Source organism: Pleomorphomonas sp. NRK KF1, assembly GCF_023721755.1.
In the GTDB taxonomy this organism is placed as follows: domain Bacteria; phylum Pseudomonadota; class Alphaproteobacteria; order Rhizobiales; family Pleomorphomonadaceae; genus Pleomorphomonas.
On the sequence record NZ_JAMDLH010000001.1, the window covers coordinates 990,485 to 1,015,055 of the forward strand.

Sequence of the window (24,571 nt, forward strand, 5' to 3'; positions counted from 1 at the left end):
TTCCGGCGGGAATTGCCGTCCTCACTCCGCCTTGGCGTTCTGCTTCGAGCTGCGCTTGCGGGGCTTGGGCGTGTCGGCTGCCTTGGCGTCGACCTCCTCCACCTTGCGCTTCAGCGCCGGATCGGGCAGGCAGTCGAGCTTGAGACCGAGCTCGCCGGCCTCGTTGGTCTCGACCGACACCTTGACGGTCCCGCCCTTCTTGAGCACGCCGAACAACACCGCATCAGCGAGCGGGCGCTTGATGTGCTCCTGGATGACGCGGCCGAGCGGACGGGCGCCCATGTGCTCGTCGTAGCCCTTCGTCGCCAGCCATTCGATCGCCGCGTCGTCCAGCTCGAAGGTGACGTTGCGGTCGGCGAGCTGCGCCTCCAGCTGCATGACGAACTTCTGAACCACCGAGCGAACCACCTCCGGCGGCAGAGCGCCGAACGGAATGATGGCATCGAGACGGTTGCGGAACTCCGGCGTGAACATGCGGTTGATCGCCTCGGTATCGTCTCCTTCGCGACGCGCCCGGTTGAAGCCGATCGGCTCGCGGGAGAGATCGGCGGCACCGGCGTTGGTCGTCATGATCACGATGACGTTGCGGAAATCGACCTGCTTGCCGTTGTGGTCGGTCAGCTTGCCGTGGTCCATCACCTGCAGCAGGATGTTGAACAGATCCTGATGCGCCTTCTCGATCTCGTCCAGCAACAGCACGCAGTGCGGATGCTGGTCGACGCCATCGGTCAGAAGGCCGCCCTGGTCGAAGCCGACGTAGCCCGGAGGCGCGCCGATCAGCCGGCTGACGGTGTGCCGCTCCATGTACTCCGACATGTCGAAGCGCAGGATGGGCACGCCCAGGATCGAAGCGAGCTGGCGCGCCACCTCGGTCTTGCCGACACCGGTCGGGCCGGAGAACAGGTAGTTGCCGATCGGCTTCTCCGGCTCCCTGAGGCCGGCGCGGGCCAGCTTGATCGCCGACGACAGGGCGGCGATCGCCTTGTCCTGGCCGTAGACGACCCGCTTGAGGTTGGTCTCCAGGCTTTCCAGCACCTCGGCGTCGTCCTTGGACACCGACTTCGGCGGGATGCGGGCCATGGTGGCAATGGTCGCCTCGATCTCCTTGACGCCGATCACCTTCTTGCGCTTGCCCTCCGGCAGCAGCATCTGGCTGGCGCCGGTCTCGTCGATCACGTCGATCGCCTTGTCGGGAAGCTTGCGGTCGTTGATGTAGCGCGCGCTGAGCTCCACCGCCGACTTGATGGCGTCCTGGGTGTAGCGAACCTTGTGGAACTCTTCGAAATAAGGCTTCAGTCCCTTCAGGATATCGATGGCGTCGTTGACGGTCGGCTCGTTGACATCGATCTTCTGGAAGCGGCGCACCAGCGCCCGATCCTTCTCGAAGAACTGGCGATATTCCTTGTAGGTGGTCGAGCCGATGCAGCGAACGGTGCCGCTGGACAGCGCCGGCTTCAGAAGGTTCGACGCATCCATCGCGCCGCCGGAGGTCGCGCCCGCGCCGATCACCGTGTGGATCTCGTCGATGAACATGATGGCGCCGGGGTAGTTCTCGATCTCCTTCACCACCTGCTTGAGGCGCTCCTCGAAGTCGCCGCGATAGCGGGTTCCAGCCAGAAGCGCGCCCATGTCGAGGGCGAAGATGGTCGAGTCCTTGAGAACGCCGGGCACGTCGCCATCGACGATGCGCCGGGCGAGGCCCTCGGCGATGGCCGTCTTGCCGACGCCGGGATCGCCGACATAAAGCGGGTTGTTCTTGGAACGACGGCACAGCACCTGAATGGTGCGGGCGATCTCGTCGGCCCGGCCGATCAACGGATCGATCTTGCCCTTCAGCGCCTTGTCGTTGAGGTTGACGCAATAGGCATCGAGCGCGTCGGCCTTCTTCTTGTCGGCCGCCGGCCCGCCGGGCGGAGGCGTCTCCTGCGACGGCGCTTCCTCGTCCACGCCGCGCGTCGCCCGAGTTTCGCTCATGCCGGCGCGCTTGGCGATGCCATGGCTGATGTAGTTGACGGCGTCATAGCGGGTCATGTCCTGCTCTTGCAGGAAATAGGCGGCGTGGCTCTCGCGCTCGGCAAAGATTGCCACGAGCACGTTGGCGCCGGTCACCTCGTCGCGGCCAGACGACTGGACATGGATCACCGCGCGCTGGATGACGCGCTGGAAGCCGGCCGTGGGTTTTGCCTCCTCGCCGAGTTCCGTCACGAGGTTGTCGAGCTCGGTGTCGATATACTCGACGAGGTTGCGCTTCAGCACATCGAGATCGACCGAGCAGGCGCGCATGACCGCAGCCGCATCGGGATCTTCGACCAGCGACAGAAGCAGATGTTCGAGCGTCGCGTATTCCTGGCGACGTTCATTGGCGAACGCGAGGGCCTGGTGAAGGGCTTTTTCGAGACTGCGCGAGAAGGATGGCACGATGGACCCTCACTTTTTTTCCATGACGCACTGAAGCGGATGCTGATGGCGGCGCGCGAAGTCCATAACCTGCGTCACCTTGGTCTCGGCGACTTCATAGGTGTAGACACCACACTCCCCCACCCCATGATGGTGGACGTGCAACATGATCTGGGTTGCCTCTTCACGCCCCTTGTTGAAGAAACGCTCCAGGATGTGCACCACGAATTCCATCGGCGTGTAGTCGTCGTTCAGGATCAGAACGCGATACATGCTCGGTCGTTTGGTCTTGGTCAGGACCTTGGAGGCTACTCCGGTTCCCGAATCCGACCCGTTCCCACTCTCCCCGTCATCGTCGTCGGCCGATAGGACCGAACGGCGCGTCTTGTCCTCCATTCTCCCCTCGGTCCATCGGTTGGACATGAGGCAAGTGTCGGGCAGATCGAAAGACAGATCCGCCGGTGCCATTCCCGTCACGCCAACCTGAACCGCCTCGACCACCTTTTCCCTCCGATTGCTTGCCCCGATCTTGCGGGCCTTGGGGTCATATTGAATCAGGGACAACGGGGGCGCAATTCCAATCTGGATTCAGGGTCGACACTCCACGCACTTGTGAGAGGCCTGTCTGTATCTGGTAAGGAGTTTCGCTTAGGTCAAGACGCGATGCAATATGGTGAATCGCTGGCAGCCCCCTGCTTTTCGCATGACGGTCTGCCCCCGCCCGACGGCTCCTCAAAAATGCGGAGTCCAATTTCGGGACGGTGCAAATCTGGAAAAGTCGATTCAAACTTTACGGTTCCGTAACCGCGTTGCCGCTAATTTTGCGACCGTTGCCCGTTGGGCGCACGGGATTGGAGAGAACAGGTCGAGTGGGCTTCGTATCCGGCCGAAGAGCGAGGAGCGAACCCCAGAAGTTGGCGTTGTGAGGGCGGTCCATTGTCGAGTTTGCGTAGTCTGGTCTCAAAGGTTCTGCACCAAATGGCGGCCCCGGCGGCGGCCGTGCTCATCGTGGCGGGCGTCTCGACCGCCGCGGTTGCTGCGAAAGGGGTGCCGAGCCAGGTTGTTCCCTCGAAATATGCGGCGATCGTCGTCGATACGGCCACCGGAAAGGTCCTCTACCAGGCCAATCCGGACGCCAAGCGCTACCCCGCCTCGCTGACCAAGATGATGACGCTCTACGTCATGTTCGAAGAGCTCAATCGGGGTCGCTTCAAGATGTCGACCCCGCTGCGCGTCTCCGCACTCGCCCAACGTCAGGCGCCGACCAAGCTCGGCTTGCGCGCCGGCGAGACGATCACCGTGGAAGACGCCATCAAGGGGCTCATCACCCGCTCGGCAAATGATGCCGCCGCCGTCATCGCCGAAAACATCGCCGGCTCGGTGCCGGCCTTCGCCGATCGCATGACGCGCACGGCCCGCGCCATCGGCATGACCAACACCCGCTTCCGCAACGCCAACGGCCTGCCCGATCCGGGGCAGTACACATCCGCGCGCGACATGATGAAGCTCGGCGTGGCGCTGCAAGTTCGCTTTCCCCAGTATTATCCGCTGTTCTCGATCCGCTCCTACACGTTCCGCGGGCGGACGATCGGCAGCCACAACAACCTGATTGGTCGCGTCAACGGCGTCGACGGCATCAAGACAGGCTACGTCAACGCTTCGGGCTACAATCTGGTCACCTCGGTGAAGCGCGACGGACGCAAGCTCGTCGCGGTCGTCATGGGTGGCAAGACCGCCGCCCAGCGCGATGCCCATATGGTGCAGCTGATCAACGCCTATCTGCCGAAGGCGTCGCGCTCCGGTGGCTATGATGACGAACTCGTCGCCGATATCATGAGCGCGCCGAAGGTAGCCGCCGCCACGGCGTCGGCTCTGCCGCCCCATCCCAAGCCTCTGCCGCGACCGATGATGGCCGGTGTCGATGCCGTCGATCCGGATCCGGCTGTCGTCGCCTCGCTTGCGCCCATGGTGCCGGTGCCTCCGGTTGCTCCCGCCGCGCCCGAGCAGGTCGCCGAAGCACCGGCGCCAGCTTTGCCCCCCTCGTCGGAGCCGGTCAGCCTTGCAACGGCGACGCTGCCGTCGAGCCTTGCCAACGCCCACTTGCCGTCCTCCGCCGCCGAAGCCTTCGCCGACATCGGCCCGGCTCCGCAGGGCGACCCGATGGCCGATCTTGTCGCCCGCGTCGACGCCCATTCGCGCCGTGCCGCCAGGACCGTCGAGGTGGCATCCGCCGCTCCAACCGTCGTGATGACCGATGCGTCGCCCGCTCGCCCCCGGAGCGGCTGGGTCATCCAGATCGGCGCCGTCGGGTCGGAGGCCGCTGCCATGGACCTTCTCGATAAGGCAAAGTCGGCAGCTCCGGTGCTTTCCGCCGCCAACCCCTTTGCCGAACCGGTGAAGAAGGGCGGTTCAACGATGGTGAGAGCCCGCTTCGGCGGCTTCGAAAACGAAAAGGCCGCCAACAGAGCCTGTGCGGCCCTCAAGAAGAACGACTTCGCCTGTTTCACAATCAGGCTCTGACCGCCCTGTCGGCGGTCGGAGCGACCCGCGCCCAACCCGCAAGGTATCTCTTCGCCTTTCAGGCGGCGCGGCAAGCACAGTCAGTCAACGGCACCCACTGTTTTGCGTAACGGGAGCTAGACATGTTTGGACAAAAGCCGGTCCTTGGCCTGGTTGATACGTACCGCCAGGAAAGTGGAGCCGCCCTGGTCGGGGTGCACCCGCTTCATCAGCCTGCGGTGGGCGGCCCGGATATCGGCCTCTCCGGCGCCTTGCTGAAGCCCAAGGATCTCGTACGCCTCCTGCTCGCTCATGGCGCCCGGATTCGTCGTTCGACGGCCCCCCGCTGCGGCCTCACCCTGCATGTTCTCACGCCATCCGGGCATTCGGCGGTCGAGGTAAATCTCTAGGGTCGCGCGGCTGCGGCGATCCCTTGCCGTCTCGGCATGCAGGGCGGACAGTTCGGTCGCCCCCATGCGGTTGAGGTCCCGTCCGCGATACGCTCCCGCGGTGACCCGACCACCTATGGCCTCGCCATCGACCACCACCTCGACCATGGGCGACCGAAAGACCGGCTGTCCGCGTCGTCCCCTCCGCCGGGACCGAAGCAGCCCCGCCCGATGGAGAGCGATCAAGGCGGCGACGCCGACCGCGGCGAAAGCCAACCGGCCGGTTACGGCGAGCGCCGCGACAACGCCAAGCCCTGCAAGCAGGCTGTAATTGCCGACGATGGAGTCGATATCGCTCCGAAGTCGGGCGCCGCGCCAGCGAACCAACCAGGCGCCCAGGGCAAGAAGCAGTACCAGCGTGAAGGCCACATTCATGGGAAGGCGCGTCCGGGTTGCGGGGTGTTCGATGCTTCATTTCGAACTTTGCCGGCTGGAATGCAATGGCGATGGGCGCCGTAGGACTTTATTGGCGGAGAAGACCACGCCGCGCTTGAAGCGCCATGCCTTTGCCGCCATTTTGCCTTTGAGTGGAGTCGGCGGGCGAGGCATCTCGAACGCCGCTATTGTTTGCGCGCTGCCACAAACCGATGACGGGATGCTTCGCACATGATGCTTTGCCAGCCGACCCTCCGACGCCTCGCCATGAGATCCCTTCTCGGAGCGGCGCTGGTCACACTCGCCTTCGTCGGTCCGTTTCCGGCGATGGCGCGCGGCAGTGCGACGGCGCAACCGGACAATGGACTGCCGGTGGCCTCTTCGCTCGAGGGCAACTATCTGGCCGGACGCTTTGCCGGCAGTATTGCCGACTACCGCGCGTCGGCCGACTACTTCGCCTCGGCCCTGCTCGACGCACCCGACGACAAGTTCCTGCTCGAACGTGCGTTGTCGCTTTACATCGCCGCCGGTGAGCTGACGGAAGTCCGTGCCTTCGCCGAACGGCTGCGCGATCTCGATGCCGACAGCCCGATTGCCGCGATGACCATCGGCATCGACGATTTTCAGTCCGCTCATTGGGACGAGGCGATCGCATCGTTCCAGCACGCGCGCTCCGGACCGCTCCTGACGCTGGCGGTGGAGATTCTCTCGGCCTGGGCCGAACAGGGAGCCGGCAGGACCGACGATGCGCTCGCCCGCCTCGGCAAGCTTGACGGCGAGAAATGGTACCTTTTCTTCCGCCACTATCACGCTGGCCTCATCGCCTCGGTCGCCGGCCGCGGCGAGGCGGCGGCCGAAGAGTTCAAGGCAGCCCTTGCCATCGATGACGGCCCGGTGTCGGTGATCGACGCGGCGACCCGCGCCTTCGCCCGTAACGGCGATTTCGAAACCGCCAAGGCCACCATCGACAAGGCTCTGGCCTCGGCGCCCGGACATCCGCTGCTCAAGGATGTCGCGGCCATCGTCAACGCCAAGCGCCGCCCGGCCCCGCGGGCCCGCAACGTCAACGAAGGTGCGGCGGAAATCCTCTCCGGCCTCGGTTCGGCCGTGGTTCGCGAGGACGCCAACGACTTCGGCGTCATCTTCCTGCAGCTGGCGCTGGCGCTCGACCCCAGCGACGACATGAGCCGCATCACGCTCGCCGAGAATTTCGAGCGCCTGAACCGCCCGGACGATGCGATCGCCATTCTCGACAAGGTTCCGGCCCACTCGCCGCTCCGGCGAAACGCCGACATCATGATTGCCTTCGACTACAACGCGATGGACCAGGTGGACGAGGCGCGCGCCACGCTGAAGCGCGTCATTCGCAAGAATCCGAAGGACAAGGAAGCGCTGAACGGCCTCGGCAACATCCTGAGGACGCGCAAGATGTTTGCCGAGGCGGCCGACATCTATACGCGGACCATCAAGGCCATCGGCGACAAGCCGCAGGCCGAGGACTGGCAGGTGTTCTACAATCGCGGCATCGCCTACGAGCGGACCGACCGCTGGCCGGAAGCCGAAGCCGACTTCAAGAAGGCCCTCGAACTCAGGCCCGACCAGCCTCTGGTGCTCAACTATCTCGGCTACTCCTGGATCGACAAGGGCATGAACCTTGAGGAGGGCATGCGGCTGATCGAGAAAGCCGTCAGTCTCGCGCCTTCGGACGGCTACATCGTCGACAGTCTCGGCTGGGCCCACTACAAGCTCGGCGAATACGACCAGGCCGTCGAAGAGCTGGAACGGGCGGTTTCGCTGATGCCCTCCGATCCGACCATCAACGACCATCTCGGCGACGCCTACTGGCAGGTCGGCCGCCGGCTCGAGGCGCGCTTCCAATGGAACCACGCCAAGGCCAGCAAGCCCGAACCGGAAGACCTGACCAAGATCGAGGCCAAGATCGAACACGGTCTCATCGAGGAGAATGTCGGCAAGGCCGCCGAGGTTGCGGAGCCAAAGCCCGGCCGGGCAACGCCCTGACAGACGCCGGGGATTGAGGCAATGCCGATCGTCGAAGAGGCGCGCGCCAAGGTCAATCTGGCGCTGCACGTCACCGGACGCCGGCCCGACGGCTACCACGACCTCGACATGCTCGTCGTCTTCGCCGACATCGGCGATAGCCTGACGCTGGCAGCAAGCGAGGCGGAACGCTTCCTCATCGACGGCCCGATGGCCGCCGGCCTGTCCGCGGATGCCGACAATCTCGTGTTGCGCGCGTTGAACGGCTTCCGCGAAGTGACCGGACGGACGGAGCCTCTGGCCATCCAGCTGACCAAGCGCCTGCCCGTCGCGTCCGGCATTGGCGGCGGCTCGGCCGACGCGGCGGCCGCGCTGCGCGGCCTCTGCCGGCTGCACGGCCTCCCGGCCGATGATCCCGCCCTTGCCGCTCTGGTGCTGTCGTTGGGAGCGGATGTGCCGATGTGCATCGCCAGTACGCCCGCTCACGTCGGCGGCGTCGGCGACCGCATCACACCGACGACTGGACAGCTTTCGTTCGGCCTTCTGCTGGTCAACCCGCGCGTCGGCCTATCGACGCCCGCGGCGTTCCGGGCGCTGGAGCGCCGCGACAACCCGCCACTGCCGCCGCTGCCTGCTTTCGATACCGTGGAGCGACTTGCGGGCTTTCTGGCCGGTGAGACTCGCAACGACCTCGAGCCGCCGGCACGCACCATCGCACCGGTCATTGGCGACGTTCTCGCCGCCCTCGCCGATCTGCCGGGCATCCGGTTGGCCCGCATGTCGGGATCGGGGGCAACCTGCTTCGGCCTGTTCGACGACAAGACCTCGGCAGAGAGGGCTGCGCTGAAGCTTGCGCGCGAGCATCCGGACTGGTGGATTGAACCGGCAGCGGCCACTTTCTAGAGCATTCTCGGAAAAGCCTAGAGATCGACGGCTACATCCTCGGCGGCGATCACGCGATGGATGCGCTCCTCATCTACCGCCTCTTCCCCGAAGGGTGCCACGGGCCAGTCCCAGGTATCGAAGGGAAACGGCGGAGTGACGCCGCACAGAAGATCGCGGTTCTCGACGATCACGCCATCTCGCCGCCGCCGCACATAGGCGACATCGGTCACGATGACCGTCTTGCACGGCAGTTGCGCCAATCCGTCGAGATGGCCGGCGACCAGCTGCGTCACCGCATCATCGGGCATGATCCGCGCATTGCCGTCCTTCTCGCGCAAGCGAGCCGCCGCGCCCACGGCGATCTGCGACAAAACGTTGGCCGAGATCACGAGATCGACCTCATCGATCTTGCGGAGGAAACCCAGGGGGTCGAGGCGAACGCCGAGATCCTCCTGACCGGTCGCAAGCTTGATGCGCGACTGCTCGGCGAGCCGGTCGTAGCCGGATATGTCCCGGGTGAGGAAGGTGACGTTGGGATAGCGGCGAAGGAACACCTTCAGCCGAACGGTCGGCAGGTGAACGATATCCACCAGCACGACCTTGTTGAACATGCTCGACAACCGCGCGATCGGCACGTCTCTGAGCAATCCCGATCCCAGCACCACGGCCGTGCGACGAACGGCGACGCCATCGATGGCGCGGTCGATGGCCGCTCGTGTTCGTGCTTCGTGGTCGCCCCAGGCGGCATGCCGCCGACTGGCCCGCGCCCGGAGGCCGATGGCGTCCCGGACGGCGCTGGGGCGGCTCCTGGGTGAAATCAGGCGGGTGACGGCAAACAGGAGGGCCTCGGCGAGCATGCGCGGTATCCGGCTGGTTCTTCACGCGGAGTCACATCCGCAAACCTTGCGACATTTAAGAGCGACACCCGCCTTCTCGGGGAACGCGCGCCGCTCGAAACTCAGGCGATTTCGCCGCAAACCACAGGCACCGGCGTCCCCGTCGTAGCCGGAAACGATGACGGAAGCCCCTTCAGGCGCCGCGCCGCGAGATAGGCGAACGCCTGCGCCTCGACGAAATCGGCGTCGAAGCCGACGTTACCGGCCGGCACCACCTCGACACCGGACCGCTCGGCGATCATTCGCACCATCACCGGATTGCGGGCGCCGCCACCCGACACGATGACCGTGCGGATCGGCGCACCGGCAAGGCGCAGACCAGCCGCAACTCCTTCGGCGGTGAAGGCGGTGAGCGTCGCCACGCGATCGGCGAACGGCAAACGGGCGGCCGCGTCGGCGCGGAACGTGTTGCGGTCCAGCGACTTGGGCGCCGGCGTCTCGAAGTGCGGATGGTCCATCAGTTGGCCGAGCACGCTCTCGTCCACCCGCCCCTGCGCGGCTATGGCGCCATCGACATCGAATCGGGCCCCGGTGGCGTTGAACACAAGATCGTCGATCAGCGCATTGCCGGGACCGGTATCGAAGGCGATGAGCTCGCCGTCCTCTCCGATCAGCGTGACGTTGGCGACGCCGCCGATATTGAGGAAGGCCACCGGCGGGGTGAGCCCCGCCTTGCGGGCCAGCGCCCGGTGGTAGACCGGCACGAGCGGCGCGCCCTGCCCGCCAGCCCGAATGTCGGCCGACCGGAAATCATGGACGACCGGCAGGTTGAAGCGTTCGGCCAGCACGCTGGCATCGCCGATCTGGGCGGTAAAGCCTCGGTCGGGCGCGTGATGCACCGTCTGACCATGAAACCCGATCACCTCGGGTCGGATGCCCTTCTTCTCGGCAGCGATCAGCAGCACCGCCACCACATGCGCATGCGCGTCGGTGACGACCGTTTCCGCCTCGGCAAGCCGGCCGAAGCGGTCTTCGCGGGCGGACATGCCGACCGCATCCTTCAACGCCGCCCGCAGAACCGACCGTTCCTCATCCCCATAAGGTTGGAAAAGCGTCGGCCCGAACTCGGCGATCCCCTCTCCATCGGTGCGGATCAGCGCCGCGTCGACGCCGTCCATCGACGTGCCGCTCATCAGTCCGAGTGCCCACATGGCCGAATCGCCAGACATTTTTGACCTCATACCCCGTGAAATCCGGTTTCGATCCTGATAGGAAGCCCAGCGGACTGATACGTCAATTCGGGTCCGCGGACAAACCAAAGGTACAGAAAGATGAGCGGCTTCAAGTCGGATTTCCTGCGCACGCTCGACGAGCGCGGTTTCATCCACCAGATCTCGGACCCCGAGGGTCTCGACGCCGAGTGCATGAAGGGTCCGATTACCGCCTATGTGGGCTATGACGCCACCGCGACGTCCATCCACATCGGCAACCTCATCACCGTCACCATGCTCTATTGGCTGCAGGAGACCGGGCACCGCCCGATCAGCCTGATGGGCGGCGGCACCTCCATGGTGGGCGACCCCTCCTTCCGCGACGACCAGCGCAAGCTTCTGTCGCCGGAGACCATCGCCGACAACATCGCCAGCATCAAGAAGGTCTACTCGCGCATCTTGCGCTACGGCGACGGCCCGACCGACGCCATCATGGCCAACAATGCCGACTGGCTGATGAAGCTCAACTACGTCGAGTTCCTGCGCGACGTCGGCCGCTTCTTCTCGGTCAACCGGATGCTGTCCTTCGACAGCGTCAAGCTGCGCCTCGACCGCGAGCAGTCGCTGTCCTTCCTCGAGTTCAACTACATGATCATGCAGGGCTACGACTTCGTCGAGCTCAACCGCCGCTACGGTACCGTGCTGCAGATGGGCGGCTCCGACCAGTGGGGCAACATCGTCAACGGCGTCGACCTCAGCCACCGCATGGGCGGCCCGCAGCTCTACGCGCTGACGACGCCGCTTCTGACCACGTCGTCGGGTCAGAAGATGGGCAAGACCGCCAATGGCGCCGTCTGGCTCAATGGCGACCTCTTCAGCCCCTATGATTTCTGGCAGTATTTCCGCAACACCGAGGACGCCGACGTCGTCCGCTTCCTGAAGATCTTCACCCGCCTGCCGCTCACCGAGATCGCTCGGCTTGGCGCGCTCGGCGGCGCCGAGATCAACGAGGCCAAGAAGATCCTCGCCACCGAGGCGACGGCCGTCGTCCATGGCCGGGAAGCAGCCGAAGCGGCCGCCGAAACGGCCCGCCTGACCTTCGAGGAAGGCGTCCATGCCGACGACCTGCCGACCGTCGAGGTGCCGAAGGCCGACCTTGAAGCCGGCGTCGGCGTGCTCACCGCTTTCGTTCAGGCCGGGCTCGCCGCCTCCAACGGCGATGCGCGCCGCTCTGCCCAGGGCGGCGGCCTCAAGGTCAACGACCGCGCGGTGACCGATCCCAAGGAAGTCCTGACGCTCCAGAGCCTCAACGACGACGGGGTCATCAAGCTGTCGCTCGGCAAGAAGAAGCACATACTGCTGAAGCCGGTCTGATCGGCGGAACGTCCTCGCTGATGCACCAGAGCAGTTCCAGCAAAAGTGGGTACCGGTTTTGCGTCCGGAACTGCGTCTTAACAAAGAGATGGAGTTTTTCCGGCGAACCCAAGTTCACCGGAAAAACTCTAGGTCCACCCCGGCTTCCCGTCGGGGTGTGCATCTGTGACGTGAACTATAGCGTTGTTCAATCCGACTGAATCAGATCGATGCTCTCGCTTCGGCGCGGCAGCATGGACACGAGGCTGTCCTTCGGAAGCGCCTTTGAGAAGTAGTGGCCCTGGATCAGGTCGCAGCCCCAGCCGGTCAGCGAATCCAACTGCTCTCGTGTCTCCACGCCTTCCGCCACCACCTTGAACGACATCACCTTCGCGAGCTTGATGATCGTCGAGGCCAGTCCGCACTGTTGGGCGTCGCGGGGAATACCCGTGATGAAGCTGCGATCGATCTTGATGCAGTCCCACGGCATCTCCCTGAGATAGGAGAAGGACGAGTATCCCGTACCGAAATCGTCGATCGCGATACTGATACCCATGTCCTTCAGTTCCCTGAGAATGGGAGTGACCTCGTTCTCGCGCTCGATGTAGGAGGATTCCGTTATTTCGATTTGAAGATTGTGGGCGGGGAAGCCGGTCTCGGCCAGTGTCTTCGACAGGACGGATATGAAACTGCCGAACCGGACCTGGCTCGCCGATATGTTGACCGACACCGTGATGGGCGCATGGCCATTCTGGAGCCACTCCTGCCCGTCGCGACAGGCTCTTTCGAGAACATACTCGCCGACGGCCTCGATGAGGCTGGTACCCTCCGCCACGGGAATGAAGTCGCATGGCGGCACCACGCCGAGCTCCGGGTCGGTCCACCGCGCGAGGGCCTCGACACCGCGCAGCTCATGGCTCACGGCATCGAACTGCGGCTGATAGTGGACCTCCAGAATGTTGTTCTCCAAAGCATTCTTCAGCTTCAAACCCAGCTTCATCTTTTTCTGGCTCTCGGCAGTCAGCCTGTCCTCGTAGATGCCGACTGAGCCCCGCCTGTTGCGCTTTGCCTCGTAGAGAGCTGCGTCCGCTTCAAGAAGAGCGTCATGATCGCCCGGCCGGGATTGGTAGCTGACGCCAAGCGTCGCGGAGGAAAAGACCTCGAGCCCATCGTCGATGCGAACGGTTTGCCCGAGAGCCTGCTGAATCCTCCCGATGACCTCCTCTATGAAGCCACCATCGCCGGAATGGACGAGAAGCGCGAACTCATCGCCGCCGATACGGCACAGAATATCCTCCGGCTTCAGGAGTTCCTGCCGGACGGTATCGAGACGGCTCGCAACGACCTGCAGAACCCGGTCGCCGGCGCCATGCCCGTAGCTGTCGTTGACGTCCTTGAAGTGGTCGAGATCGACGATGATGAGCGTAAAGGGCGTGTCTCGCAGGCCGGCAAGACGCTGATCGAGCGCGCGTCGGTTGACCAAGCCGGTCAGTTGGTCGCGCGAGGCAAGATACGCAAGTCTGTCCTGAGCACTCTTCTGCTCGGTAATGTCGATCAGCGAATAGACATAGGTCTCCCCGCCCTCGGCGTCCTCCCCGGCGGGCGTTATCGACAGGATGCCGGGGCGGCTCCCACCCGGCCCGAACATGATCTCGCGGCGCCACATGTCCTTCGGGTTCTGCGGAATAGGAACCGGCTTTCCATCGCTCCAGAACGCGTCCTTCAGACTGGACCGCTGACCATTCTCAACCCCGGCAATGTTCAGCATCCGCCGGAAGGCCGCGTTCGCCTTGAGCATGGACCCGGCATTGTCGACAATGGCGAGCCCTTCGGTCGAGTTCTTGAAAACCACGTCACCACGCCGGACATCCTGATCCTTTCGAGCCATTTCCTTGATCAGGGCGGCGCTGCTGGATGCCAGGAGGCGCCAACGGACCGTATCGGCTTCGAGATAGTCGACGAAAGCCTGTCGCTTCCAGAGCACGAACAGGGCGAGCGGAACCCCGAAGGTCGCCGCAATCAGGATCTTGCCCGAAAGACCTCCGAAGACGATCGCGGCGATTTCCGAATTCATTCCGAAGGCGATGAACGGAAATGCGATACCGTCCAGCACGAGGACAAGGACAAAGGAGAAGATGTAGATCGCCGCGGTGATGGGGAGTGGCGGCTTTCTTCTCTTGGTAAACTCGAAAATATACAACAAAATCAAGAGTTCGGTGACGATGAGAACGCCTCCGAGCGCAATCAGTGCCGTCGAAACCTCAAACAACGCCGGGGGGACGTTATGCGGGTTGATGACGCCGTCCGTCTTCAGGATCGACTGCGTAAGAAAGGAAATGATGATGTTGAAGACATCGACGACGAAGACCAGCCGAACCAGGTGACGCAGGATGAAAGCATCTCGCTCGATCCAGACGAACATGACCGCCGTCATCATGAACGCGCCGTAGCAAAGATTTCCGCCCGATACGACGATACCGTCGGCAACCTGGAGAGAATAGATGTTCCCCCAGAATCCACCGATCAGGAGAACAAGAGATATGTAAACGTAGAAATGGACCTGCCGCACAGGACCAGAAAGCGTTGTAAAGTAAAGCGGAAATACGGAGAAGGCGGCTATCTGCAAAACGAGCAAAGCAAACATGATAGCCAACCCGCGCTTGTGACACCGAGCAACGATACGACACGCTGCACTCCAGATCACCCGAGCATCCGATCGCTTGCGTCCGATCCGAAAGCTTCAGGAGGTCGACACAGTCAGGCCTTTTTATTCATGGCCGAACCGCATGCGCCCGAACGACAGGAATGCCCAACCCGCCTCTTGCATTTGTATGCAGTTGTTCCGGAAAGCTTAACATCAGGCCCGTGGATTCTCATACGAAACTATTGACGTTGCCGACTATCAGAAAGTCTAGTGGAGCGAATTTGACATTTGAGTCCCGCCTGACATAGAGCGCTCGCTCAAATGTCAAATTCAAAAGCTCCACTAACCCAATAACTTGCTAGTGGTTCTCTTGACCGAGACATTTGCTCTGAGGCCAGTATCACGCGGATGCAAATGTCTCGGTCGAACCATTAGCGACAGTACGAGGCTTCAAGGCCGTCAGATGAACATCAACCGAAGAGAGAGACGACAAAAGCCGACATCGGCTCTCACACCGACGCCAAATCCTCATCAGACCGCCGTCACTTCAGCTCGAACAACCGACGGAAAATGCCCGGGGCGATCGCAGAAAGAGGATTGACGGAGAGCGATGGCGCGTCGATCGGTCCGCTGAGACGGTAGGACACACCGAGCAGGCCGGAGCGGCCGCCTCCGGCGAAGATCGTCTGTCCGAGCAAGGGGATGGACGCCAGCACGCTGTCAAGTTGGTTGGCCGGCAAATAGCTGCCGGCAAGGCGCATGGCGTTCTTGGAGAAATCGACGTCGCCGGCCATGGTGAGGCCGGCCGTGCCGGTTCGGATGAAGCCCTCGCCGATCGTCAGAACACCATTGCCGAACTTGATGTCGAAGACCAGCCGGCCGATCTCCGCCGTCGACAATCCCTCGGTCGGACCGTCGCGCGAGGCGGTGGAGAGCTGGGCCAGCGCCGGCTCCTCCACCACCTTCCAACGATTGCCGTCGATCCGGGCACCCAGGAAGCCCCGGTCGTCGAGTGAGCCGGCAAGAGTCGCTCGCCCGCCATAGACGCGCCGATAGACGCCGAGAAAGCGCAGGAGGCGACCGACTTCGCCGGCCTCGACCCTGATGTCCCGTCCCTCGGCGGCCGGCCGCACCGTCGCCGACGCCGAACCGCCACCGGAGGTCTGCACCGTCAGCGACAACTCGTTGATCCGTCCGCCGGCGATTGCGGCCGACAGGTTGAGCCCGTCGAGCTGCTCTCCGCCTTCGCCCGTCACGTTGGCAATGGCCGCGGACAAGGTCACCGGCATGTCGCTCGGAACGCCTGTTCCCGTCGTTCGCCGGAGGACGTTGCCGACCAGAGCACGCGCATCGAGCCGCGAGCCGTTGACCGAAACCTTGAGACCGCCCTCGCCGGTCGAGGCCTTCAGCGTCAGACGGTCGGTGGCGGAGAAGTTGAACTTGCTGAGGTTGGCGCCGATGAAATCGCCTTCGCCATCGAGCGTGATCTGCCCCTCCACCTGAGCCGAGCCAGCTTTGAGAGACAGATTGGTGATGCTCGTACCGGAGGAGCTCTCCGCCAGATCGAAGGTCAAGGTACCGGGTTTACCGGCCGGTTTGCGGAAGCCGACCAGCGGCAGGTTGATCTCCGCCTTGGCAAGATTGACCGACACGTGGCGCGATGTTCCGATGTCGGTCATCTCAACCGACACATTGCCCGTGAACATTTCACCGAGATCGAGGCCATAGGCCTTGGCGGCGGCGGCATCGAGATCGAGCTTTAAGACCGACTTTGTCTCGCCCTCGCCTGAGAGCGGCAGCGTCAGGAACAGGTCGGCCGGCGAGCCGTCGATCTGCGCCGTTCCGCTGAGATGGGCGGCGCCGTCGCGAAGCTCTATGGCGAGATTCCCGCGCGTGACGGCGCGGCCGTTGATCGGCGTACCGGGAGAGAACCCGGCGAGATCGATCCGGCCGCCATAGACGATATCGCTGTCGGCAACCTCCTCGACCAGCGGCAGGCGGATCGAGAGATCGGCCGTCGCCGAGCCCGCTGCCTTGGCCGGGTCGAGGGAGAAATCGGCCTCCTCGGCGAACGGAAGACGATTCCAGAGGGCGATGGCGGCGGAAGCCGATCCGGATAGACGCAACGTCACCTCACCATCCGGCACCGGTGCATCCACCACCGGCACCGTAAATGTCGCAGGCCCCACGTCGAGGCGGCGCCCCTGCCCAAGATCGACCCATCCGCTGGCCACGGTGATCTCGAAGCGATTGCCGGAAAGCGTACCCCGGCCGACCGCGTCGCGGATCAGGGGGGCATCATCGAAAGGCGTGAACGCGGCTTCGGAAAAGTCGAAGGCAAGGGACGCTTCCGGTGCGATGATGCCGCCGCCCGCCGGTGCGTCACCACGCATGGCAAGGTCGACCGTCGCGTTGGTGATCTGGCCCGAATGAATGTGCGTACCGATCCAGCTGCGAACGTCGGGGGCGACCGTGACTGGCCAGAGCGCCTTGAGCGCGGCGGCTGGAAGGCGCGGCGATACGCCGGAAAGGACCGCGAAGGTGCCGCCATCGCGATGCGACGCGCGGGCCGCCGCCGTGAAGCTGATGCCGGCGCCCTCGACGTGCATGTCATCCATGACCAGCAGGGACTCGGCCTGATCGTAGCTGCCGGCAATGCGCCCGTCGCTGGTCCTGATGCCGCTCAACACGTCTTGTCCCTCGAACTTGAAATCGAAGGTCCAGAGCTTGTCGCGCCGTGGCGGCGCGACTTCGCCATGGGCGAGCAGATAGCCATTGTTGAGCACGACAGGCGAAGGGTTGAGCGTGATCAGCTCTTTCTCGGGGTTCCACTCGAAATCGAGACGAACAGGCGCTGCGAGGGCGTCCATCTCGGTGTCGCCGAAACGAAGCGACGAACCGAGAACGACCTGCCATGCGGCTGCCGTGATCCCCTGTTCGGCACCGACCGTAACCGAGCCGGACAGACTGATCGAACCCGACAGGTTGAGATCGTCACGCCCCGTCGCAGATGCGATGTCGGCCAGATCGAAGCCACGTGTCTCGACCTTGAGCAGGATCGGATCGCCCGGCGGCGGCAGATCCGAGGTGAGTCGCAGCGAAACGGCACCATTGGTCCCAAGGCCGATGGCCTGCGCCTCCACGAGGTGACCGTCTTTGGCGGTTCCCGTCACCGACACGTCGGAGACGACGTCGCGCCGCGCCTTGCCCGGCCGTTCGACGCCGAAGCCGAAGGAGCGGATTTCGAAAAAGCGAAGCCCATTTTCGGTGATCGCCCGCCGGATCGCCAGAATCACCTGGTCTATCGGCGGCAGTTTCATCTGGGGACCGATGTCGCTGACCAGGACGTGATCCAGCACGACGCCCTCGACGGGAACGTCGTTGGCAACCGGCCTCGGCCATCGGACGGCAATCCGCATCTCGTTGATCGAAACCACGATGTCGTTCGGCCGTTCAAGCCGAATGTCGCGGACGATCAGTTCGGGATTGAGATCATCACCGAGCCTGACACCCGCAAGTCCGACGTCGATGTGGACATCAGGCGATGCGGCCACAACGGTCGCCTCGATCCGGCTGGCGAGAAACGGCAGGAAAAGCGGCCCCTGCGACAGGCGCCAAACGAGAAACGCACCAGCGATCCCAGCCGCGACGAGCAGGATCGCCGCGAACCGAAGGGCACGTACCCACCAGCGCGTTCGTCGCTTCGGCGTCTGTTCGTCGCTGCCGGTCCCCGCTATGTCGGCGCCCTCCCTGAACGAGCCTCGCCAGCGCAACGCCGGAATGGCCGGAAACATCATTGACGACGGCGGCAGGCTTGCCTCGCCCCCGGCAGCCGGCTACCAATCGGAAACTACGTAGCGATCATGCGCCGCCGTTCCCCGGAAAGATCCGACATGGCCGATTCCTTCCTTTGCCGCCTCGAAAGCCGTAGCCTCGTTGACGTCACCGGTCCAGAGGCCTCCGATTTTCTCGACCGGATGATCACACAGAACACCGAGGCCGCCGACGGACGAACCGCCGCCTTCGGCGCCCTCCTGACCCCGCAGGGCAAGATCATCTCGGATTTTCTGGTTGTCCGTCAGGATAATGGCGGATTTCTGCTCGATACCCCCGCGGCAGGCGCCGCCGATCTTCGAAAGCGCCTGACCATGTTCAAGCTTCGCGCCGACGTGACCATCGGCGCTTCGCCGCTGGTCGTCTATGCCGGTACCGGCGCGCCGCCTGACGCCGGCCTCGTTGCCCTCGATCCGCGCCATCCCGACCTCGGCTGGCGCCTCTACGCGGCTGAGGGAAGTGTCGCCACCAACGCCGACGAAGCCGTGTGGCAAGCCCATCGCGTAGCGCTCGGCATACCGGAGGCCGGCGCCGACCTGCCGCTTCTCGACGCCTTCCCGCACGACCTCGCCATGGACAGTCTGCACGGCGTCGACTTCGACAAGGGATGCTACGTGGGTCAGGAAGTGGTGAGCCGGATGCGCTATCGCGGCACCGCTCGCCGCCGGCCGGTCACGCTTTCGGCAGAAACCGACCTGCCGCCGGCCGGCGCCGAGATCCTGATCGGAGGTCGGGTCGCCGGTCACCTCGGATCGGCGAGCGGCACCCGAGGAATCGCCATCCTGAGGCTGGACCGGGTCCAGGATGCGCAGACAGCGAACGAGACCATCACCGTGGACGGGCTGCCGGTTTCGGTTGCGCTTCCGGCCTGGGCCGACTACGGCTGGCCGGACATCCAAAAGCCCGACGCATCCAAACCGGACGACTGACATAAATGGCCGACAAAGCCGGCTCTCCGCCCCGTGCATGGCAGCGCATGCTGTCGGGACGGCGGCTCGATCTTCTCGATCCCTCACCGCTCGACGTCGAAATCACCGACATCGCCCACGGCCTCGCCCGCGTTGCCCGCTGGAATGGACAGACCGTTGGCGACCACGCATTCTCCGTGGCCCAGCACTGTCTGGTTGTCGAGGACATTGCCGGCCTTCTGGAGCCGGAACTGACCGTGTGCCAACGCCTCGTCGTCCTGCTGCACGACGCCCCCGAATACGTGATCGGCGACATGATCTCGCCGTTCAAGTCCGTGATGGGCGGCGATTACAAGGTGGTCGAGAAGCGTCTTGCCGACGCCATTCACCGCAGGTTCGGGCTTGAGAAACACGATACCGAGCGTTTGAAGAAACTCGCCAAGAAGGCCGATCTGATCTCGGCCTATTTCGAGGCGGTGGAACTCGCCGGCTTCACGGCCGATGAAGCGAAGCGCATCTTCGGAGTCCCGCGCGGCATCGGCCGCCAGACCCCCACCGGCCCGGTACTCGGCCTCGATCCGCTGCCGACCGTTTCGGCGGAAGAGGCTTTCCTCAACAGATTCCAACAGCTTGAAAGCCAGCGATGACCGCGACGACCATCCATGTCTGCTCTCTCACCAAGCTCGAAGAAACGGTGGCGCTCACCGGCGCCCGCCACGTCATCACGCTGATCAATGCCGGAACGCCCATGCGTCTGCCGGCAACCATCGGCCACGACAACCATCTTTTCCTCGCCATGCACGATATCGTCGAAACGGTCGACGGCATGACGCCGCCGGGCGAGACGCACGTGGCGCAGATGCTGGAATGGGTGAACGACTGGGACCGCACGACGCCGCTCGTCGTCCACTGCTTTGCCGGCATCTCCCGGTCGACGGCCGCCGCCTACACGCTGGTATCGGCGCTCAATCCATGGCGCGACGAAGTGGCCCTCGCCACCTTGCTGCGCCAGCGCGCACCGTCGGCAACGCCCAACCGTCGCATCGTCGAGATCGCTGACCGCCTCCTCGGTCGCGACGGCCGCATGGTCGCGGCGATCGATGCCATCGGGCGCGGCGCCGACGCCTTCGAGGGCACGCCATTCGCGCTCGAAATCGAAGCGACGCGTTGATCGGCAACCGAAAGACGACTGAGCGTCTCAACGGACGCGCGCCCCGGTTTTCCGTGCTATAGGCAGGTCATGGATACTCGCGACACGCAACTGGAAAGCGGCAGCATGCCGACGTGGGTCTACAGCTTCGGCGACGGCGTGGCGGACGGTGGCATCCGGCTTCGCCACCTTCTCGGCACCAAGGGCGCCAACCTGGCGGAGATGGCCAGCCTGGGCCTGCCGGTCCCCCCCGGCTTCACCATCACCACCGAGGTCTGCCGCCACTATTACGCCAACGACCACCAGTACCCGCTCGATCTGGAGCGGCAGGTCAACGCCGCGCTCGACCTGCTCAGCCGGCGTACGGGCCGCGCCTTCGGCCACCCCGAGCGCCCGCTTCTGGTCTCGGTCCGCTCCGGCGCGCTGGCCGCCATGCCGGGCATGATGGACACGGTGCTCAACCTCGGCCTCAACGACGTGACCGTCGAGGCGCTGGCGGCCGAGTCCGGCGACGCCCGCTTCGCGCTCGACAGCTACCGCCGCTTCATCCAGATGTTCGGCGACGTGGTGATGGGCGTCGACGGCCAGGCCTTCGAGGAGATTCTCGACGACCTCAAGGAACGCGAGGGCTATTACAACGACACCGAACTTGCCGCCGACGAGTGGCGCAAGGTCATCGCCAGTTTCAAGGACCTGATCGCCGACGAGACCGGGAAGCCCTTCCCGCTCGACCCGCGCGAACAGCTCTGGGGCGCCATCGGCGCTGTCTTCGGCTCATGGAGCAATCGGCGCGCCGTTACCTTCCGCAAGCTGCACGGCATCTCGTCGAACTCCGGCACGGCGGTCAACGTCCAGGCCATGGTGTTCGGCAACATGGACGAGCGCTCGGCAACTGGCGTCGCCTTCACGCGCAACCCGTCGACCGGCGAACGCCAGCTTTACGGCGAGTTCCTGCTCAACGCACAGGGCGAAGAGGTGGTGACCGGCCTCCGGACGCCGCAGGACATCACCGAGGCGGCCCGGCTCGCCAGCCGCTCCGATCGGCCATCGCTCGAAGCGCTGATGCCCGACACCTATCGCGAGTTCATCGGCTACTGCCAGAAGCTCGAACGCCACTTCAAGGACATCCAGGATCTCGAGTTCACCATCGAACGCGGCAAGCTCTGGATGTTGCAGACGCGATCGGGTCGCCGCACCGTCGAGGCAGCGCTCAGGATCGCCGTCGACATGGCCACCGAGGGCCTGATCACCCGCGAGGAGGCGATCGAGCGCATCGATCCATCTTCGCTGGAACAGCTCCTGCACCCGACCATCGAGACCGATGCGCCGCGAGACATTCTCGCCACCGGTCTTCCCGCCTCGCCCGGCGCCGCCGTCGGCGAAATCGCCTTCAACTCCGAACAGGCCGAGAAGGCCCGTCAGCGCGGCATCAAGGTCATTCTCGTTCGTGCCGAGACCAGCCCCGACGACGTGCACGGCATGCATTCGGCGGTCGGCGTCGTCACGGCGCGCGGCGGCATGACCTCGCACGCCGCCGTCATCGCCCGCGGCCTCGGCAAACCCTGCGTGGTCGGCGTCAGCGCCCTCAAGGCCGATCCGGTGAGGGGCATCGTGACCGTGGGCAAGCGCGAGCTTCGGGCCGGCGACATCATCACCATCGACGGCTCGTCCGGACAGGTGATGGCCGGCCGCGTGCCGATGAAGGAGCCCGAGCTGTCCGGCCCCTTTGCCGAGATCATGGCCTGGTCCGACGCCATCCGCCGCCTCGAAGTCCGCGCCAATGCGGAAACGCCTCTCGAGGCGCGCATCGCCCGTCAGTTCGGCGCCGAGGGCATCGGCCTCTGCCGCACCGAACACATGTTCTTCGAGCACTCGCGCATTTCCGCCGTGCGCGAGATGATCCTCGCCGAAACGCCCGAGAGCCGCCGGACGGCGCTGGAGAAGATACTGCCGATGCAACGGCAGGATTTCGCCGAGCTGTTCGAGATCATGGAGGGGCAGCCGGTCTGCATCCGCCTGCTCGACCCACCTTTGCACGAGTTCCTGCCCCGCACCGAGCGGGAGGTGGCGGAGCTGGCAGAGACGGCCGGCGTGTCGCCCGAGGTGCTGCGTCGGCGCATTGCCAATCTGGAAGAGTACAACCCGATGCTCGGCCACCGGGGCTGCCGTCTCGCGGTGTCCTTTCCGGAGATCGCCGAAGTGCAGGCCCGCGCCATCTTCGAGGCGGCCATTGCCGCTTCGGACAAGCTCGGCCAACCGGTCGTGCCGGAGATCATGGTGCCGCTCGTCGCCGCCCGCAAGGAACTCGACTACGTCAAGGCGATCATCGCCCGCGTCGCCGTCGAGGTGTCCGAGGCGGCCGGTCGGCCGGTGAACTACAAGGTCGGCACGATGATCGAGCTGCCGCGCGCCGCGCTGATGGCCGAGGACATCGCCCAGTCGGCCGCCTTCTTTTCCTTCGGCACCAACGACCTCACCCAGACCACCTTCGGCATCAGCCGCGATGACGCGGCATCTTTCCTGCCGACCTATCTGCAGAAAGGCGTTCTCGCCCGCGATCCTTTCGTCAGCCTCGATCGCGACGGTGTCGGCGAGCTGATCCGCATCGCCATCGAGCGTGGCCGGAAATCGCGCCCCGACATCAGCCTCGGCATGTGCGGCGAGCATGGTGGCGATCCGGCCTCCATCGCCTTCTGCGAGGAAGCCGGCCTGTCCTACGTCTCCTGTTCGCCGTTCCGCATGCCGATCGCCCGTCTCGCGGCGGCGCGCGCCGTGGTCATCGGTCGAAAGGAACGTCTCGGCGATTGACCAGCCCCGCGATGAAGCGCGCCGTCGCCGGTCCGGTGAACAGCACCATGAAGAAGCGCATGGTCTGCATGGCCATGACGAAGGACATGTCGACGTTGCTCGACGCGGCGATGATGGCAACCGAGTCGGCGCCGCCCGGCGAAGTCGCGAGATAGGCCGTCAGGAAATCCACGCCGGTCACGGCTGACAGGACACCGGCATAGACGGTGCAGATGGCGACGAGCACCAGGATGGCCAGGAGGATGGTCGGCAGAGCCCTTGCCGCGTAGGCGATGATTTCCCGGTTGAACCGGCCACCGATCGCCCAGCCGCAAACCGCATAGGATAACGCAAGCAGCGCCGGCGGCAGCTCGACGGTGAGCAGGCCGGCACCCTGCAGGCCGATGGCAAACAGCATCGGCAGGATCATCGCGCCCGTCGTCAGCTTGAAGATGCGCGACAGCCCGAGCCCGGCGGCGATGACCGCCAGCGTGCCGGCGAGATTCGCCCAATGCGTCGGCGGAAACCAGTCGGCCGCCGAGCCACCGGTCAGCGTCGCGCCGAGATAGAAACGTGCTGCCAGCGACGCCATGGTGGCGACGATCAGAACGCGAAGATACTGCATCACGGCAACGAGCCGCGTGTCGCCGCCATAGGCCTCGGCCATGATCACCATGGCGGTGGCCGCGCCCGGCGACGCTCCCCAGACGGCGGTCGTGCCGGGCAGCACACGAAAGCGGGCAAGCACGTAGCCGATCACGTTGGCGGTGACCACCACCGACGCCACGCCGAACAGGATGACCGGCCAGGCCGAGAGAATCTCGCCCAGAACAGTTGGCGGCATCGCCCGCGCCATCATCGTGCCGACCACGCCCTGAGCCATCATGAACGCCGACCGAGGCATCGCCACAGCCCGTCCGCTAACACCGAGGAGAATGGCCGCGAGCATCGGCCCGAGCAGCAGCGCCGCCGGCAGGTGGGCCATCTCGAAGGCGACGCTGATGGCAACCGACGCCGAGAGCAGAACAGCCCAGCGAACGGCCTGGGCATGAAAGCCGGAACCCGGCCGCGGGAGGAACATCAACGATACCGATCCGGCGTGAGAGTGGGTGGCGGCCGGTCGCCACCTGAGCGACGCCATGCCGGAAAGTTTCCTTCTTCGACCAGCGCTACACCCTCCATCATGGCCTCGACCACTCTCGATTCAGAATGGCAGCTCCGCAGGGCATCTTGACCATCTCTGAG

16 protein-coding genes are annotated in these 24,571 nt (G+C 64.5%); 8 read left to right on the top strand and 8 right to left on the bottom strand.

Features of this window, described 5'->3' with window-relative positions:
- Positions 1-21 precede the first annotated feature (21 nt).
- Both clpA and clpS read right to left on the bottom strand, forming a co-directional pair.
- On the bottom strand, positions 22-2,418 hold the full coding sequence (gene clpA / locus M4J39_RS04605) for an ATP-dependent Clp protease ATP-binding subunit ClpA (protein ID WP_251726608.1): 2,397 nt from the start codon (positions 2,416-2,418) through the stop codon (positions 22-24).
- Between the two features lie 9 nt (positions 2,419-2,427).
- Positions 2,428-2,793 carry an ATP-dependent Clp protease adapter ClpS gene (gene clpS, locus M4J39_RS04610; protein ID WP_251726801.1) on the bottom strand — a complete coding sequence of 122 codons (366 nt, stop codon included), beginning with the start codon at positions 2,791-2,793 and terminating at the stop codon, positions 2,428-2,430.
- A gap of 582 nt (positions 2,794-3,375) precedes the next feature.
- Between clpS and M4J39_RS04615 the strand changes: the two genes are divergently transcribed.
- Positions 3,376-4,917: a D-alanyl-D-alanine carboxypeptidase gene (locus M4J39_RS04615; protein WP_251726609.1), complete on the top strand. Its 1,542-nt coding sequence runs from the start codon at positions 3,376-3,378 to the stop codon at positions 4,915-4,917.
- A gap of 116 nt (positions 4,918-5,033) precedes the next feature.
- Here M4J39_RS04615 and M4J39_RS04620 read toward each other — a convergent pair whose 3' ends face one another.
- A complete protein-coding gene (locus M4J39_RS04620) occupies positions 5,034-5,720 on the bottom strand; it encodes a DnaJ domain-containing protein (RefSeq protein ID WP_251726610.1) in 687 nt (228 codons plus the stop codon).
- A gap of 267 nt (positions 5,721-5,987) precedes the next feature.
- On the opposite strand from M4J39_RS04620, the gene M4J39_RS04625 reads away from it, so the two are divergent.
- Positions 5,988-7,739 carry a lipopolysaccharide assembly protein LapB gene (locus M4J39_RS04625; protein ID WP_251726611.1) on the top strand — a complete coding sequence of 584 codons (1,752 nt, stop codon included), beginning with the start codon at positions 5,988-5,990 and terminating at the stop codon, positions 7,737-7,739.
- Positions 7,740-7,760: 21 nt separating this feature from the next.
- Complete coding sequence (locus tag M4J39_RS04630; RefSeq protein ID WP_251726612.1) at positions 7,761-8,621, top strand: 4-(cytidine 5'-diphospho)-2-C-methyl-D-erythritol kinase; 861 nt, start codon at positions 7,761-7,763, stop codon at positions 8,619-8,621.
- A 17-nt stretch (positions 8,622-8,638) separates the two neighbouring features.
- On the opposite strand, the gene M4J39_RS04635 is transcribed toward M4J39_RS04630, so the two are convergent.
- A complete protein-coding gene (locus M4J39_RS04635; protein ID WP_251726613.1) occupies positions 8,639-9,460 on the bottom strand; it encodes a hypothetical protein in 822 nt (273 codons plus the stop codon).
- A gap of 101 nt (positions 9,461-9,561) precedes the next feature.
- The gene (locus M4J39_RS04640; RefSeq protein WP_251726614.1) at positions 9,562-10,668 is read right to left on the bottom strand and encodes an anhydro-N-acetylmuramic acid kinase; all 1,107 of its coding nucleotides are present in this window, start codon (positions 10,666-10,668) and stop codon (positions 9,562-9,564) included.
- 102 nt (positions 10,669-10,770) lie between these two features.
- Here M4J39_RS04640 and tyrS point away from each other — a divergent pair, with 102 nt between their 5' ends.
- Positions 10,771-12,024, top strand: a complete 1,254-nt coding sequence (gene tyrS / locus M4J39_RS04645) for a tyrosine--tRNA ligase (RefSeq protein ID WP_251726615.1) — start codon at positions 10,771-10,773, stop codon at positions 12,022-12,024.
- Positions 12,025-12,211: 187 nt separating this feature from the next.
- On the opposite strand, the gene M4J39_RS04650 is transcribed toward tyrS, so the two are convergent.
- Positions 12,212-14,647 carry a putative bifunctional diguanylate cyclase/phosphodiesterase gene (locus tag M4J39_RS04650; protein ID WP_371875383.1) on the bottom strand — a complete coding sequence of 812 codons (2,436 nt, stop codon included), beginning with the start codon at positions 14,645-14,647 and terminating at the stop codon, positions 12,212-12,214.
- 542 nt (positions 14,648-15,189) lie between these two features.
- Positions 15,190-18,444 (bottom strand): DUF3971 domain-containing protein, encoded by a 3,255-nt coding sequence (locus M4J39_RS04655; RefSeq protein ID WP_251726617.1) that lies wholly within the window; start codon positions 18,442-18,444, stop codon positions 15,190-15,192.
- A gap of 96 nt (positions 18,445-18,540) precedes the next feature.
- On the opposite strand from M4J39_RS04655, the gene M4J39_RS04660 reads away from it, so the two are divergent.
- The 4 genes from M4J39_RS04660 (at position 18,541) to ppdK (ending at position 23,347) form a co-directional block, all read left to right on the top strand.
- The gene (locus M4J39_RS04660; RefSeq protein WP_251726618.1) at positions 18,541-19,410 is read left to right on the top strand and encodes a folate-binding protein YgfZ; all 870 of its coding nucleotides are present in this window, start codon (positions 18,541-18,543) and stop codon (positions 19,408-19,410) included.
- Positions 19,411-19,415: 5 nt separating this feature from the next.
- Complete coding sequence (locus tag M4J39_RS04665; protein WP_251726619.1) at positions 19,416-20,036, top strand: YfbR-like 5'-deoxynucleotidase; 621 nt, start codon at positions 19,416-19,418, stop codon at positions 20,034-20,036.
- A complete protein-coding gene (locus M4J39_RS04670; protein ID WP_251726620.1) occupies positions 20,033-20,560 on the top strand; it encodes a tyrosine phosphatase family protein in 528 nt (175 codons plus the stop codon). The genes M4J39_RS04665 and M4J39_RS04670 overlap by 4 nt, the downstream gene beginning before the upstream one ends.
- 105 nt (positions 20,561-20,665) lie before the next feature.
- The gene (ppdK, locus tag M4J39_RS04675; protein WP_251726621.1) at positions 20,666-23,347 is read left to right on the top strand and encodes a pyruvate, phosphate dikinase; all 2,682 of its coding nucleotides are present in this window, start codon (positions 20,666-20,668) and stop codon (positions 23,345-23,347) included.
- On the opposite strand, the gene M4J39_RS04680 is transcribed toward ppdK, so the two are convergent.
- Positions 23,316-24,407, bottom strand: coding sequence for an AbrB family transcriptional regulator (locus M4J39_RS04680; RefSeq protein WP_251726802.1), 1,092 nt, complete (start codon positions 24,405-24,407; stop codon positions 23,316-23,318). The two genes, ppdK and M4J39_RS04680, sit on opposite strands and share 32 nt — an antisense overlap.
- Positions 24,408-24,571: the final 164 nt, after the last annotated feature.

Excerpts from the sequence above, each read along its gene's own strand:
- clpS (WP_251726801.1), bottom strand. The coding sequence starts at position 2,793 with ATGGAGGACAAGACGCGCCGTTCGGTCCTATCGGCCGACGACGATGAC.
- M4J39_RS04615 (WP_251726609.1), top strand. The coding sequence starts at position 3,376 with ATGGCGGCCCCGGCGGCGGCCGTGCTCATCGTGGCGGGCGTCTCGACC.
- M4J39_RS04620 (WP_251726610.1), bottom strand. The coding sequence starts at position 5,720 with ATGAATGTGGCCTTCACGCTGGTACTGCTTCTTGCCCTGGGCGCCTGG.
- M4J39_RS04625 (WP_251726611.1), top strand. The coding sequence starts at position 5,988 with ATGAGATCCCTTCTCGGAGCGGCGCTGGTCACACTCGCCTTCGTCGGT.
- M4J39_RS04630 (WP_251726612.1), top strand. The coding sequence starts at position 7,761 with ATGCCGATCGTCGAAGAGGCGCGCGCCAAGGTCAATCTGGCGCTGCAC.
- M4J39_RS04635 (WP_251726613.1), bottom strand. The coding sequence starts at position 9,460 with ATGCTCGCCGAGGCCCTCCTGTTTGCCGTCACCCGCCTGATTTCACCC.
- M4J39_RS04640 (WP_251726614.1), bottom strand. The coding sequence starts at position 10,668 with ATGTCTGGCGATTCGGCCATGTGGGCACTCGGACTGATGAGCGGCACG.
- tyrS (WP_251726615.1), top strand. The coding sequence starts at position 10,771 with ATGAGCGGCTTCAAGTCGGATTTCCTGCGCACGCTCGACGAGCGCGGT.
- M4J39_RS04650 (WP_371875383.1), bottom strand. The coding sequence starts at position 14,647 with ATGTTTGCTTTGCTCGTTTTGCAGATAGCCGCCTTCTCCGTATTTCCG.
- M4J39_RS04655 (WP_251726617.1), bottom strand. The coding sequence starts at position 18,444 with ATGATGTTTCCGGCCATTCCGGCGTTGCGCTGGCGAGGCTCGTTCAGG.
- M4J39_RS04660 (WP_251726618.1), top strand. The coding sequence starts at position 18,541 with ATGGCCGATTCCTTCCTTTGCCGCCTCGAAAGCCGTAGCCTCGTTGAC.
- M4J39_RS04665 (WP_251726619.1), top strand. The coding sequence starts at position 19,416 with ATGGCCGACAAAGCCGGCTCTCCGCCCCGTGCATGGCAGCGCATGCTG.
- M4J39_RS04670 (WP_251726620.1), top strand. The coding sequence starts at position 20,033 with ATGACCGCGACGACCATCCATGTCTGCTCTCTCACCAAGCTCGAAGAA.
- ppdK (WP_251726621.1), top strand. The coding sequence starts at position 20,666 with ATGCCGACGTGGGTCTACAGCTTCGGCGACGGCGTGGCGGACGGTGGC.
- M4J39_RS04680 (WP_251726802.1), bottom strand. The coding sequence starts at position 24,407 with ATGTTCCTCCCGCGGCCGGGTTCCGGCTTTCATGCCCAGGCCGTTCGC.